This is a genomic window from Ferdinandcohnia sp. QZ13 (assembly GCF_031324165.1).
GTDB lineage: Bacteria > Bacillota > Bacilli > Bacillales > Bacillaceae_L > Ferdinandcohnia.
Genome location: NZ_JAVIVW010000015.1, coordinates 371,367 through 385,556 on the forward strand (window position 1 = coordinate 371,367; position 14,190 = coordinate 385,556).

Here is a 14,190-nt window from a genome sequence, read left to right on the forward strand (position 1 = left end):
TTTGGCCAAGGTTTCAATTTATTATTCTGCAAACTCTTCCGATACCGGTTCACGGTAGGATGTTCCATTATAAAAGCGGAGAAGGTCCCCGTAAACAATTTCATCTGAATAATCTAATTCAAATCCTGCTTTTTCCATGAACGGCTCACAGGAGCTGATATCAGTCTCTTCACCAGTTGCTGTGTCATAACAGGCATTCTTTGTAAATACATGATTATCTGTGATGAAGCTACCGTCTCTTAATACAACAAACGGTAATTTTCCCTTTGAAAATAAATCACTTCCGAAATGAACATCGTTTTGAATATCCATACCCAGAAGGCTCAAGATGGTTGGTTTTAAATCAATTTGTCCAGCTACAGTTGAAATCACTTCTGGATTCTTGTCTGTCACACCAGGGATGTGAATGATTAAAGGTACCTTTTGTAATTGTATTGAATCAAACGGTGTAATTTCTTCTTTTCCTAAAAACTGTGCCATCGCTTTATTATGGTTTTCCGAGATACCATAATGATCGCCGTATAGAACAAAGATTGTATTTTCGTACATTCCCTCTTCTTTAAGTCGCTCGAAAAAGACTTTAATGGACTCATCCATATAGCGAACAGTTGGAAAATAACGATTCAACGTTCTAGAATTAGAGTCAAATTCATTTACCATTCGGTCCTCTTCTTCAAGTTCAAAAGGAAAATGATTCGTTAATGTAATAAATTTTGAATAAAACGGCTGTGGCTGAGATTTTAAAAGATCAATAGATTGTTCAAAGAAATCCTTATCCTTTAAGCCCCAACCAATTGAATTTTCTTCTGTTACTTCATAGCTGTCAACATCAAAAAATTTATCATATCCTAAAGACTCATACATGATCTCCCGATTCCAGAAGGTTTTATTATTCGCATGAAAAACGGACGAAAAGTATCCATAGTCCTTAATAACCTCAGGTGTTGCTGTAAATTCATTAGTTGCATGTGTAAAGAAAACAGCCCCGCGACCAAGTGGATACAATGAATTTTCTAATAAAAACTCAGAATCTGATGTTTTACCTTGACCCGTTTGATGATAGAAATTGTCAAAGTAATAGCTTTCATTCATTAAGTCATTCAAGAATGGTGTAATTTCTTGTCCATCTATCGTTTCATTAATGACAAAGTTTTGAAGGGATTCCATCGAAATAATGACGACATTTTTTCCTTCGGCAATGCCAAACTTATCGCTTGGGTCCTTTTGATTTGCTTTTAAGTAATTTTCGATTTCAATAAATGAACTGCTATCGGCCAAAGCTCGTTGTGCAGAAGATTTTGATTGAAGGACGATATCATAAATTTGATAGTTGTATGTCCCAATGTTCTTTACTAACATCTCGCGGTCGAATGTTCTCGTTAATAATTGTGGTCGCTGTGCTTCAGCTAATCCAAGATTAAAGAAGAACACGGCAGCAACTAGGATGAAATAAGATCTTCTTTCCTTCTTTGTTATTTCTTCAGCCAAAGTAAAACTTGGTTTATACTTGTTAATCAAAATCAGGATAACGACATCGATAAACAATAGTGGGTCTGTGAACTTCAAATTCCCTGTAATACTCGTTCCTAAATCCCCCATATTACTTGTTTGGAAGAGAACGGGAAGAGTCAAAAAATCGTTAAAAAATCTGTAAAATACAACATTGGCAAACAGTACAAACGATGATAGTAAACTAGCAAATATAATAAATTTGTTACGATGTTTTTCCTTTATAAAAAAGGAAATACCAAAGAACAGCAATAAAAAACTTAATGGATTGATGAGTAAAATAAACTCTTGCATCAAGTTTTCTATCTTAATATCAAAGCTAGTTTTATATACGATATATGTTTTTATCCAAAGCATAAAAGCAGCTAAAAAAATAAACCTTGATTTGGATAATGTTGATGACTTAATCATCAAAATACCTCCTTGTTTTCAAGCCCGCGGAGCACCATTACAACGTTTTTAATTCCATTTTAAGGTAATTCTAAAAAACCTAATCCTAATCTTAATATTTTTTTTACCAAAAATCAATCATCAAAACAACCTAATTTTGTAGAATGATATGATGTACATTATGTATATACATATAAGACGAATAGTTGACTAGAAAGTTTCATAGTAATTAAAAGTAACAATCTTTTAAATTTTCTAACATAAATGAAAAAAAAGAGATTTCTTTGTGAAATCTCTTTTTCCTAGTACTTTGGAATTATTAAGACAGCTTTGTTTTTGCCAAATATGCGGCACCAATCACTCCTGCATCATTACCTAAGGTGGCAATTGCAATTTCGGCAGCATCCGCAACCCTCGGAAACGCAAAGCGTTTGAATTGTTCTTTTAATGGTAACAATAATTGTTCTCCAGCTTTTGAGACACCACCGCCGACAACGATTTTTTCAGGGTTTAATCCATTCGCAACATGACTTAAAGCCAAACCAAGATGATACGTTACGTTGTCAATAATGTACTTCGCGAGTTCGTCCCCTTTAGCTGCGGCTTCAAAAACATCTTTAGAGGTGATTTCACCCGCTTTATCATACTGTTCACGGATAAGACTTGATTCATTTTTCGTTTGAATCGCCTCTTTTGCCAAACGTGCAATACCTGTTGCAGATGCGATTGTTTCAATACAACCAGTCTTACCACAACCACATAAAGCACCACCTTCAGGTATGGAGGTGATATGACCAATCTCACCACCTGCACCATTTGCTCCACGAACCACCTCACCATTGGCAATAATACCTCCGCCAACTCCAGTTCCTAACGTTACACAGATTAGATTATTCGCTCCTTCACCAGCACCCTTCCACATTTCACCGATAGCTGCTACATTGGCATCATTATCAACCGCTGCTGGTAAACCGATTACTTTCTCTAACTCTGCTTTTAATGGGAACATTTCCTTCATTCCTAGGTTGGTTGCTTTATAAAAAACACCTTCCTCGAAATTAACAGGACCAGGTGCCCCCATCCCCACACCTGCAAATTGCTCTTTCTTTAGCTGTAATTCATTCATTTTTCCTTCTATAGCTTTAGCAATGTCTGAGATAATCATATCTCCTGATTTATCAGTTGGAATTTCCCATTTGGTTACAATTTCACCTTCTTGGGTAATAAAAGCATGCTTAATTGTTGTTCCACCTAAATCAATGCCAATTAATAAGTTTTCCATATGTATTCCATTCCCTTATTTATTTGTTTTTAGCTTTTTTCTCTGTTTCCATCACAATTTCTTGACGGAGCAGAAAGATGGCTGATTGATAATCTTTTGTTTCAATGAGCTGTGAATTGTAAAGCTCTTGGATCTCGGATTCCATCAATTCAAGATCAGCGACGCGGTCACCGACGTAAATGATGGTTCCAAATTTTTTTAGAAATTGTTGAATATCATAAATTGTTTTCACCTTTTCACCTTCTGCATACCACGATATATTCTAGCTTATTCAAAAAAAGTGGAACACGCAAGTCTTTCACCTAATTCTCCTTAAAATTGTAAAAAGAGTGCTCTAGTTCGAACACTCTTAAAAATATTATTTATCTGGATCCTGTGGATGTAATATTTTTGGTCTATTTCGTTTTAATGGAATTGGGGCTCGGAATAGGACATCCTTAAATCCTTTGTAGGAAAATGGAATAAACGGCCATAAATACGGGACATTAAAGGACTTCATTCGAGCAAGGTAGAGAACCCAGAGTGTAATCCCTCCAACAAATCCGATTACCCCAAAAATACTAGTTGTTACTAACAAAAATAATCGAGCCAAACGGTTAGCAAGACTCATCTCATAGCTAGGTGTTGAGAAGGTCCCAATTGCGGCAATGGCTAGATATAAAATAACCTCATTCGTGAATAGTCCCACTTCAACGGCTACCTGTCCAATTAGCATCGCAGCAACAAGTCCTAGTGCGGTAGCCAAGGAGGTCGGCGTGTGAATTGCTGCCATTCGTAACATATCAATTCCTATTTCAATTAAAAAGAACTGTAGTATCAATGGTAATCTGCCTTCATCATTTGGGCCGATATATTGAAGATTTTCTGGCAGCAGATCTGGATGAACGGCAAATAAATACCAAAGTGGTAGTAAAAAGAGAGACGCCCACACACCAACATAGCGAACTAAGCGGAGATATAGTCCTGCAACTGGACTATTCCGGTATTCCTCAGCATGCTGCATATGGTGCCAAAATGTAGTTGGTGTGATGAGAACGCTCGGCGAACCATCAACCATAATGATGATATGGCCTTCATAAAGGTGGGCTGCTGCTGTATCTGGCCTCTCTGTGTATCTAACAACAGGATAAGGATTATAGTGCCGGCCAGATATATATTCCTCAACTGTTTTCTCACCCATCGGTAAACCATCGGTGTCAATTTTTGAGATTGCATCTTTTACTTCTTTAACATGTGCAGGATCGGCGATATCCTCTATATAACTAATAACAATATCTGTTTTGGAACGTCGCCCTACCTGCATATATTCCATCCGAAGTGATTTATCACGAATCCTTCTTCTCGTTAATGCAGTATTAAAGACGATCGTTTCAACAAAGCCGTCCCTTGCTCCTCTTACCACTCGTTCAGTATCAGGCTCTTCTGGCCCTCTAACAGGATACGTTCTTGCATCAATTAAAATTACCTTTTCAAATCCATCAATGACTAGCGCTGTTGGGCCTGCAAGCACGGTGTCAACAACCTTCTCAAGGTCATCTACACTTTCAACTTCAACATAAGGGATATACGTTTTAAGAAGTTTTTCTAACCCATCTATTTTTAAAGTATTTTCATCCTGTTTTGCCAGAAATTTTTGTAGAAGGTGTAGCATATCATCTTTGACAAGACCGTCAATTAAAAACATGGACATATCCTTGCCTGCGTATTCTACGTCAAGTTGGATGACATCAAAGCTTTTATCTACTCCAAGAGCTTCTTTTAAATAGTTTATATTTTCCTGTAAATTTGTTGAGACCGGGTGTTTTGGCTTTTCATTTTCGTTTCCCATTTGTATCACTCCAATCACGTCCAAAAGCAACATGTTCTAGGCTACTAATCCATGATTGACGTAAAACTGGAAAAACATACTTATTTAGGGAAAATAAACAAAAGCGCCTAAATAGACGCTTTTTTTACTATGAGCCACTTTCCATAGCTTTTATTTCTTTTAATAAATCATTGTAATTTTCATTGTCAGGATCTACTTTAATCGCTTGTTCCACAGCCTTTTTTGCATTTTCATATTCCTGTAGCTGGACATAGACTAAAGCTAGATTAAAATGTGCTTCAGAAATTTCGGGTGCCTTGGTCGTGACAATCTCTAAATGGTCTCGTGCATCCTCAAACTTACCGAGTTTAATCTCGGTATAAGATAAATAAAAATAGACTTCAGGTGAGTCAGTCCCTTTTTCCTCGGTCGTTTTTAGCATCTCATATGCTTTTTGTATCTCATTTGATTGGATATATTCCTGTGCTGTTTGCACGACAAATTGTGGATTATCAGAATGTGGCTGAACCACATATCCAACATAAAAAAGGGCACCAACTGTTACGATTGTCACCAGAATCCCACTTAATCGCTTCACAAATTCCTTACGCTTAGGTAAATGCACAATGCTCGCCGCTAAAAAGCCTCCAACCAAGCCTCCAATATGACCTGAGTTATCGATTCCAGGAATTATAAAACCTAAGACTAGATTGATGATAATAATGCCAATTACGTTTGGCCCCATTGTTCTAAAAAACAAAGATGGGAAGGCAGTTCCAAAAAATAATAAAGCACCAAAGCAACCAAAAATGGCTCCAGAAGCCCCTGCAGAAATATTTGCATTAAACACGAAACTCGCCAAACTTCCTACGAATCCGGCAAAAAGATAAATCAATAAAAATCTTACTTTTCCATACAGCCGTTCGACCTCAGTCCCTAAATAATAGAGCGCAAAGGTGTTCATAAGAAGATGAAAGAATCCAATATGTAAAATCATAGGCGTGAAAAAACGCCACCATTCACCATTTAAAATCCGAAAGTTTTCCTTTGCCCCATATTTCAGCAAGGTTTCCGTATTTGTACTCCCTCCGTGCAATTCTAAAATAGCAAACATCACTAATTGAATTGCAATTAGGATGTATGTAAAAAATGGTTTTCCATTTTGGAAAATCTGCTTTTCACTTGAAATCCGTTTATTTGCAACGCTAATAACCTCACGTTTGATGTTTTCAATCGTTTCAACATCTATATAAATGGAATCATTTATTTCAAAATTAGAATCAACAAACTTTGATACTTCCTGTAAGCCTGTATTTATATGTTCTGATTCAATTAAAACAGTATGTAAAGCAGTTAGTCCTTTTGCACCTGCTACGAGTGGGCTTTCCAATCGGTATTTCCAGTCATCTACAGGTGGGTATGTCGTAATATATATATTTAGAGCATCCAGTTTACGGATAAATAGGCGTTTTCTTAGCTGCTCTAGTCGCTGTGCTGCGATTTCCATGTCCCTCTGCATCCAATTACTCCAATCCAAATCGTGGCGTAGGATACGGATAATTCTTGGTTTATTTTTATGTGTTCCCTCTAACCAAACTTCATTCGTTGATTTTGATAATTGGAGAATTCGGTAGCCACCTTCTAACTGAAGCTCCTCGATCAATTTCCAATAAAGATAATCCTGTTTAAACACCAAATCCCCCCTTGTCAAAAAAATTCGCGTTGAACATCCTTTAGAGTTTCTTTTATTATAAACGTTTTACTATAACTGTTACCAAATTTCTGTCTTAAAAAAATGAAAAAACCTGTTGAATGGCACTCAACAGGTTTTCTTCTTCTAACGGAAGGCTTGGTGAATCATTCTGTTTCGAATAAATGGGATTTTCATTGACGAACTAATAAAAATTCGTCGAACTGTTGGGCTACCGAAAACCGTATTAAAAATTCGATAACGGTATCTGTAAACAGCATACATCCCACCAAAAAGTAAAGCTATTCGGGTCAATAAGCTTAGCATTTCTATCCCTCCTAGTTATACTTTTTGATTATCCCTTTCATTTTATCCTATATGAGAAAGGAAATATGTGCCAAGTCCAGATGCAAAGAGGATTGAGATAAAATTCACAACATCATTATTGCAATAACGTAGCCCTTTTAAATATGTTGTTTCTTGTCCACAGTGTACCTTTTTTTCCGTTTCCAAGCCACAGACAGAGCATTTATAAACGACTTGGATGGTTGCTCCCATTATCGTATCCATTACATTTCCACTGAAACCCACCAGGGTAAGTCCAACTAACAGGATGACTGAAAGCTCTGGCCAGACTAAAAATGAAACGACAGCAATAAGAAGAGAACCTAAAAAGCCAGCAATCGTTCCTAATAATGAAACGGCTCCTGACGTTCCAGTATCCACCCGCCTCATTTTTGTAATGAGAAATGGCTGCTTTTTACTAAGTGTCCCAATTTCCGAAGCCCAGGTGTCAGCATTTGCGGCTGCAATGGAGCCAATAAATAAGTATAACCAAATAATTGAATCAGTCCATGTAAATAATAAACTTGCAACAGCGGCGATTCCACCATTAGCAAAGACTTGGATGATATCCCGTTGCTCCCCTTTTTCCACTTTATTTTGGAGGCTGTCTTTATTTCCTGTTTTGAATTTACTCCATAAACTCGAACTAGCAAAAAAGACTCCTAATAATAGTAAGCCTCGATAGCCAAAGCCGATCGATACAGCACTTCCTACAATTATTGTTCCGACAGCCCCACTTATGGTTAACGATTTAAGACGATACCCCACTACTGCTACAATAATGGAAGCAAGGATTTGGATTAGAAGATTAATCATCGGCAATGATCACCTTTGTGTTTGTCACGATTTTCTGGACAGGAATATCAAATGCTTCAACAGGCAGTTCTTCTACTAGTTGTTCCGGAAAAGCTAAGGAAACAGTATTTCCTCCATATTCTGTTAAATATCGGTCATAATAGCCTCCACCGTGGCCAAGTCGATATCCGTTTGTCACGAAGCATAAGCCTGGGGCGAATAAAACATCCATTTCATTATGTAAAACTTCTTGTGTTCGATCCTCAATTGGTTCCTGTAATCCAAAATAGACGACCTCTAGCTGTGAATAGGATGTAATTTCACGAAATGTCATTGTTTTTGTCTTTGAATGACATTTTGGAACAGCCACTCGCTTTTTTGATTCCCAGGCTTTTTCAATTAAATATTTTGTATTAACCTCATATTCACCAGAAATCGTGATACCGATTGTCTTCGCGTTCACCCATTCAGGTAATGAAAGAACTTGTTCAGTGATTTCCTGTGACCATTTATTTAGTGTAACTCTATCAATCGAAAGTAAAGTTTCTTTCATTTCTTTTCTCAAGTCCTGTTTCGTCTTCACCGTAATCTCCTCCCCTTACCATTACTGTAATTATATAATACAAAAAGGCTGTTTTCGTAAACTTTGTTGCTTTTGACATAATTGTGCGAAGGAAAAAGCAATTTATAGGTCCTTCCTGTGATTTCAGAGGATAGTACGAGATCCTCGAAAGTGCAGGCATTTTCTTCGTGCGGTGTAGATTCAAGGAAGCAAACTCAACGTCCAGCGGGATAGCGGGCCAAGCGAGACCAATTAATGTTCGAAGCCTAACAGCGCCACGGCCTGTGGCAACGGCTTCGTGACCTACATCGTGTAGGCCTGAGGAGGCTTGCGGATCGCCCGCGGAAGGCGAGTACCAGGAACAGAAATCACTCTTGTTTTAATAACAAGAATCTTTTAGTTATGAGCCTATAAAAAAAACAGCAGGAAATTGCTTCCTACTGTTACTTTGTTTCGCGGTGTAGAGTAACCTTTTTAAGTCTTGGGCTATATTTCTTAAGTTCAAGACGGTCAGGGTTGTTTCGCTTATTTTTAGTTGTAATATAATTACGATCACCAGTTTCAGTGCAAGCTAAAGTGATTTTTACACGCATCTTTATTTCCCTCCAAACATATAAAGCTTTAATCAGACCTACCTATCATACCATTTTACTAATCAAAATTCCAGTCCTATTTTTGGGAGAATATAATTTCATAATTACTATATCAAAATACAATCTTGCAGATGTACTAAATGTTGTCCACATTCATAAGTTACGATAAGATTATAATGGAATGGAGTGAAGATATGGAATACGCATTTATTATATTATTGGGTATCGCAATCCTTCTTCTTGTCATCTCCTTTTATGGAAAGGACCGGATTAAAATGATGCAAGAAGAAATCGATCAACTTTCTCTTTCTGTAGTTCAGGAAACGTACCTTTTAAAGAAAAAAATGAAGATCCTCGAGGAAGAACTTCTTACAAATGATATTGATTATGAATTAGGAACGCCACAAACAAATGCCATGTCTTTATCAAATGCTTCCATTTTATCTTTGTATGATAAAGGCCTGAGTTATAAAGAAATCGGAAACAAAACAAATTTACCTGTTGAAGAAGTTCGACTTATCCTAGAACAAGCAAAGAAAATGGGGCTCATTTAATGGATAAAAATTTATTACGTGGAATTGCAATCGGAATTATTGTAGCAACGATTGTTTACGGGACGATTTACTATTTGACTACATAAAAAAACTCAAGCCTTTTTATTTCGGCTTGAGTTTTTTACTAGGCATTCAAATCGACATTTTTTCCTTTAACCATAAAAATGATATGCTCTGACATATTGGTTGTATGGTCTGCAATCCTTTCAAGATTACGGGCAACAAAGGAAAGTTGAGAGATTTGATTAAATGAATCAGGTTTGCTTGGCACTAATTCAAGGAGTTCTTTAATAATTTTTCCATATAAAGCATCAATCTCATCATCAGCCTTAGCTGTTGTAATGGCAAGTTCTATATCTTTTTCGATATAGGCTTTAATTACATTATTTAACATGTCTAATGCCATATCCGCCATTCTAGGAATATCCACAATTGGCTTGATGTGTGGCCCAGCACCAATATGGATTACGGATTTAGAAATATTTACAGCAAGGTCGCCAATTCTCTCAATATCGTTTGAGATTTTCAATCCAGCAATAATCGTGCGTAAGTCAGATGCAACAGGCTGCTGTTGGGCGATTAACTGAATGATTAGGTTATTAATTTTTTCTTCAAGATCGTTAATCTTTTGGTCTTCTTCAATGATTTGATCTGCCATTTCGATATTTTGGTGCGCAAGTGACTGCACAGATTTTTCAACAGCAGTTTTTGATAGATTTACCATTTCAATGAGTAAATCTTTAAGGCGATCTAAATCTTTATCCAACGTCGTGCGTATAGCCATAGCCTTCTCCCCTTATCAATTTTATTTACCCATATTATTTATCCAAAACGACCTGTGATGTAGTCTTCTGTGCGCTTGTCGGATGGGTTTGAGAACATTTTATCTGTTTTTTCGTATTCAATGATTTCTCCGCTTAAGAAAAATGCAGTTCGATCAGAAATGCGCGCTGCTTGTTGCATATTATGTGTAACGATAATAATGCTAAAGTTTTGCTTAAGTTCTTGAACTAGCTCTTCAATTTTCAAAGTTGAAATTGGATCAAGTGCGGAAGTTGGCTCATCCATTAGAATTACATCAGGTTCAATAGCCAGACATCTTGCAATACAAATTCTTTGTTGCTGACCACCAGAAAGACCATATGCATTTTCATGAAGACGGTCTTTTACCTCATCCCAAATCGCCGCCCCACGTAGACTTTTTTCCACAATCTCATCTAATATCTTTTTATTTCGAATTCCGTGGATTCGTGGTCCGTAGGCAATATTGTCGTAAATCGATTTTGGAAATGGATTTGGCTTCTGGAATACCATTCCTACTCGGGTTCTGAGTTCTTCTTCTTTATAGGATTTATCGAAAATATTTTTTCCACGGTACAAAATCTCACCAGAAATACGTACGATTGGTACTAGCTCAACCATACGGTTTAATGTTTTAATGTAGGTTGATTTCCCACATCCTGACGGGCCAATAATCGCTGTTACTTCGTTTTCATAGATTGGAAAGTTAATATTTTTTAATGCATGGTCTTCACCATACCATAGATTTAAATCCTTTGTATCATACACAATTTTTTTATCGATTTGATCTTTTTTTTCATTTTTATTTATAGTTACTTGGAATGTCATCTTTTGAGTTTCTCCCCTTTATTCAGATTAGAACCTTCTTTGGAACTTGTTTCGAATCATGATTGCAATTGAGTTCATTAAGAATAGAATGATTAGCAAAATCACAATTGCTGCTGCTGCTAGATTTGCGTATTCAGCAACAAGTGCAGAATCAAGTGTCCAGTAATAAATTTGCATTGGCAATACAGTGAACTTATCAAAAATACTATCAGGAAATGGAATTAATAAGGCCGGAATTCCAAGAACAACAAGTGGAGCAGTTTCTCCAATTGCCCTCGAAAGAGCCAAAATAGCTCCTGTTAAAATCCCTGGTAACGACGCTGGTAATACAACATTTTTAATCGTTTGCCATTTTGTAGCTCCCATTCCGTATGAAGCTTCACGTAAAAAGTTAGGTACAGCCCGAATTGCTTCTTGACTTGCCACAACAACGATAGGAAGTACCAATAGTGACATTGTAAGTCCACCAGCTAATACAATATTTCCTAATCCAAATCCACGGACAAAAACAGTTAATCCTAAAATTCCAAATACAATTGACGGAACACCAGCAAGGTTGGAAATATTTGTTTGAATAAAACGTTGAAGGCGTCCTTTTGTAGCATACTCTTCAAGATAAATAGCTGTTCCAACACCAAGAATAAGGGTAATCGGAGCGACAACGACCATTAACCAAAGGGTTCCAAGTATGGCACCCATAACCCCAGCTTTTTCAGCAACAGTTGATAATTTACTTGTTAAAAATTGAATGTCGATCCAACCTAGACTTTGAGAAATAACGCGATAAAAAAGAATGATTAGAACTACTAAGCTGAATAGAATTGAGATTAAAAATATCGTCTTTGCAATTTTATTTATTGCTAATCGTGAATTAAGTTTCTTTTGCACCTGTGCAGCATTTACATATTTCATTTTAATATTCCTCCTTAAACTTGCGAGAAATATATTGTGCAAGTAAGTTCATAACTAATGTGAATACGAATAGTGTAATTGCTACTGCATATAAACTGTAATATAAAGTTGAGCCAGCAGGTGCATCACCACTATTAACTTCTACTATATAAGAAGTCATGGTTTGCATTGATTGAGTTATATCAAAAGTAAAGTTCTTGGTACTCCCACTAGCAAGAGTAACAATCATGGTTTCACCAATTGCTCTTGATATACCAAGAACAAAAGAAGCAATAATTCCAGACATTGCAGCGGGAATAACAACCTTCCATGTTACTTCAAGTTTAGTTGAGCCTAGTCCAAGTGCGCCTTCCCTCATAGCATTTGGCACTGCGCTCATCGCATCCTCAGATAATGATGCGACCATAGGAATAATCATTATTCCCATTACGATACCTGGACTGAGGATATTGGTAGGTTCAAGACCAGGAATAATATATTGTAAAAGAGGAGTCACGAACGTTAATGCAAAGAAACCATAAACAATTGTCGGAATCCCTGCAAGAATTTCAAGAATTGGCTTTAAAATTCTTCTAACTCGATCTGAAGCATACTCACTTAAATAAATAGCAGACATCATACCGATTGGGATTGCGACTAGCATTGCTATAGTCGATGAAATAACTGTTCCTGTTAAAAGAGGTAATACCCCAAATTGTGCATTTTCGCCAAGGGGTTTTAATATGGTACCGGTAAAGAAGTCGAGAAACGGTACACGTTTAAAAAACTCGAATGTTTCAAATAGAAGAGTAAAGATAATTCCAATTGTAGTTAATATCGATACAATTGCAATTAAAAGTAAGCCTTTTGGAATGGCTTTTTCAATGATTGTGTTCATGCTTTTAGTGCTTTTGTTTTGTGAAATCAGTTCACGCACATTTAAATCTTTAGAACCTTCCTTCATGATAAACTCCCTTCAATCCATTTCATCATTTATCGAGACCAAAATGTATATTTCTATCTATAATCAGGTTGAAGATGAGAAGCACAGTCCGCTCTCACCTTCAATTAAAGGATATTATTTTAAACCTTCTAATTCTTCAACTGCTTTTTGTAATTCAGCTTCTGGAAGTGGAGCAAATCCAGTTTCAGATGCTACATCAGCAGCGTTTTTCATTGTATAAATTGCATAGTCTAATACTTGTGCTTTTTCTTTAGCCATATTTACATTAAGGTACGTAAATACTGGTCTAGTAAATGGAGCGTAGTCACCATCTTCACTGATTGTATCTGTGCTAGGTTCTACAGAGCCGTTACCAAAGTCAATTTTAACAATTTTCACTTTATCTTTGTTGTTTGCTGCATAACCATATCCAAAAAATGCAATTGCATTTTTATCTTTAGAAACTAAGTCTACTAAAGTTGAGTATTCTTGTTGTAGATTTGCTTCAGCTACTAGATCTTGCTCATCTAGAATTTTTTCCCAGAAGAATTCATAAGTACCATGGTTTTCGTTTGGACCATATGTTTTAATTGGCTCGTTTGGAAAATCTGAGCGAACATCTGACCAATTTTTCTTACCAGCACTTGCTAGGAAAATATCAATTACTTCTTGTTGTGTAAGCTCTTCTGCCCAATCGTTTTCAGGGTTTACAACAAATGTTAAGCCATCAAGTGCAACTTTTAATTCCTTGACTTCAATTCCAAGTTCTTCAGCAGTTGCTGCTTCTTCGTCTTTAATTTTACGTGAAGCATCATTGAAATCTGTTCCGCCATCTTCAACTAAAAACTTTTTGAAACCAGCACTTGTTCCAGCGCGGCTAACTTCAACGGATACATCTTCTTGTTCATTTGTCATATAGTTTTCTGCCATTTTAGACATGAAAGGAAATACAGTACCAGATCCATCAATTACAACGCTACCTTCTAATTTTTCAGCACTTGCATTCTCATTACCTGTTTGTGGATCTTCTTCTTTTTCTGTGTTGCTTTCATTTCCACATGCAGCTAATACAAGCATTGCAAATGCGATCATTGCTAAACCTAAGAACTTAATGCGTTTCATTCCTTTATTCCCCCTAAGAGTGAGTTATTCTTGCTTTGTCTTACAAAAATAAGAATACTCGCATACTATTAATCTCAT

The 14,190-nt window shown here is 36.6% G+C and carries 15 protein-coding genes; 1 reads left to right on the forward strand and 14 read right to left on the reverse strand.

Annotation, left to right across the window (positions count from 1 at the left end; all coding sequences use genetic code 11):
- Window positions 1-21: 21 nt before the first annotated feature.
- The 9 genes from RGU12_RS15590 to rpmG form a co-directional block, all read right to left on the reverse strand.
- The gene (locus tag RGU12_RS15590) at window positions 22-1,920 is read right to left on the reverse strand and encodes an LTA synthase family protein (RefSeq protein ID WP_309536894.1); all 1,899 of its coding nucleotides are present in this window, start codon (window positions 1,918-1,920) and stop codon (window positions 22-24) included.
- Window positions 1,921-2,218: 298 nt separating this feature from the next.
- Entirely contained in the window at window positions 2,219-3,181 is a 963-nt protein-coding gene (locus RGU12_RS15595; RefSeq protein ID WP_309536895.1) for an ROK family glucokinase, read from the reverse strand.
- Window positions 3,182-3,200: 19 nt separating this feature from the next.
- Window positions 3,201-3,413, reverse strand: a complete 213-nt coding sequence (locus RGU12_RS15600) for a YqgQ family protein (protein ID WP_309536896.1) — start codon at window positions 3,411-3,413, stop codon at window positions 3,201-3,203.
- A gap of 126 nt (window positions 3,414-3,539) precedes the next feature.
- Entirely contained in the window at window positions 3,540-5,009 is a 1,470-nt protein-coding gene (locus tag RGU12_RS15605) for a spore germination protein (RefSeq protein WP_309536897.1), read from the reverse strand.
- Between the two features lie 127 nt (window positions 5,010-5,136).
- A complete protein-coding gene (locus RGU12_RS15610; RefSeq protein ID WP_309536898.1) occupies window positions 5,137-6,681 on the reverse strand; it encodes a rhomboid family intramembrane serine protease in 1,545 nt (514 codons plus the stop codon).
- 144 nt (window positions 6,682-6,825) lie between these two features.
- The gene (gene yqgO, locus RGU12_RS15615; RefSeq protein ID WP_309536899.1) at window positions 6,826-7,005 is read right to left on the reverse strand and encodes a protein YqgO; all 180 of its coding nucleotides are present in this window, start codon (window positions 7,003-7,005) and stop codon (window positions 6,826-6,828) included.
- Window positions 7,006-7,047: 42 nt separating this feature from the next.
- Window positions 7,048-7,839 (reverse strand): DUF92 domain-containing protein, encoded by a 792-nt coding sequence (locus RGU12_RS15620; protein ID WP_309536900.1) that lies wholly within the window; start codon window positions 7,837-7,839, stop codon window positions 7,048-7,050.
- The gene (locus RGU12_RS15625; protein WP_309536901.1) at window positions 7,832-8,401 is read right to left on the reverse strand and encodes a 5-formyltetrahydrofolate cyclo-ligase; all 570 of its coding nucleotides are present in this window, start codon (window positions 8,399-8,401) and stop codon (window positions 7,832-7,834) included. The genes RGU12_RS15620 and RGU12_RS15625 overlap by 8 nt, the downstream gene beginning before the upstream one ends.
- A 422-nt stretch (window positions 8,402-8,823) precedes the next feature.
- Window positions 8,824-8,973 carry a 50S ribosomal protein L33 gene (gene rpmG, locus RGU12_RS15630; RefSeq protein ID WP_116354497.1) on the reverse strand — a complete coding sequence of 50 codons (150 nt, stop codon included), beginning with the start codon at window positions 8,971-8,973 and terminating at the stop codon, window positions 8,824-8,826.
- 194 nt (window positions 8,974-9,167) lie between these two features.
- On the opposite strand from rpmG, the gene RGU12_RS15635 reads away from it, so the two are divergent.
- Window positions 9,168-9,527 carry a hypothetical protein gene (locus RGU12_RS15635; protein WP_309536902.1) on the forward strand — a complete coding sequence of 120 codons (360 nt, stop codon included), beginning with the start codon at window positions 9,168-9,170 and terminating at the stop codon, window positions 9,525-9,527.
- Window positions 9,528-9,651: 124 nt separating this feature from the next.
- Here the strand turns inward: RGU12_RS15635 and phoU are convergent, their stop codons facing one another.
- From phoU to RGU12_RS15660, 5 genes are all read right to left on the reverse strand, one after another.
- Window positions 9,652-10,311 (reverse strand): phosphate signaling complex protein PhoU, encoded by a 660-nt coding sequence (phoU, locus tag RGU12_RS15640; protein ID WP_309536903.1) that lies wholly within the window; start codon window positions 10,309-10,311, stop codon window positions 9,652-9,654.
- A gap of 38 nt (window positions 10,312-10,349) precedes the next feature.
- Window positions 10,350-11,156: a phosphate ABC transporter ATP-binding protein PstB gene (pstB, locus tag RGU12_RS15645; RefSeq protein WP_309536904.1), complete on the reverse strand. Its 807-nt coding sequence runs from the start codon at window positions 11,154-11,156 to the stop codon at window positions 10,350-10,352.
- A 27-nt stretch (window positions 11,157-11,183) separates the two neighbouring features.
- Window positions 11,184-12,068, reverse strand: a complete 885-nt coding sequence (gene pstA, locus RGU12_RS15650) for a phosphate ABC transporter permease PstA (protein ID WP_309536905.1) — start codon at window positions 12,066-12,068, stop codon at window positions 11,184-11,186.
- Between the two features lies 1 nt (window position 12,069).
- Window positions 12,070-13,011, reverse strand: a complete 942-nt coding sequence (gene pstC / locus RGU12_RS15655; protein ID WP_116354492.1) for a phosphate ABC transporter permease subunit PstC — start codon at window positions 13,009-13,011, stop codon at window positions 12,070-12,072.
- Window positions 13,012-13,125: 114 nt separating this feature from the next.
- Complete coding sequence (locus tag RGU12_RS15660; protein WP_309536906.1) at window positions 13,126-14,112, reverse strand: PstS family phosphate ABC transporter substrate-binding protein; 987 nt, start codon at window positions 14,110-14,112, stop codon at window positions 13,126-13,128.
- Between the last annotated feature and the right edge of the window lie 78 nt (window positions 14,113-14,190).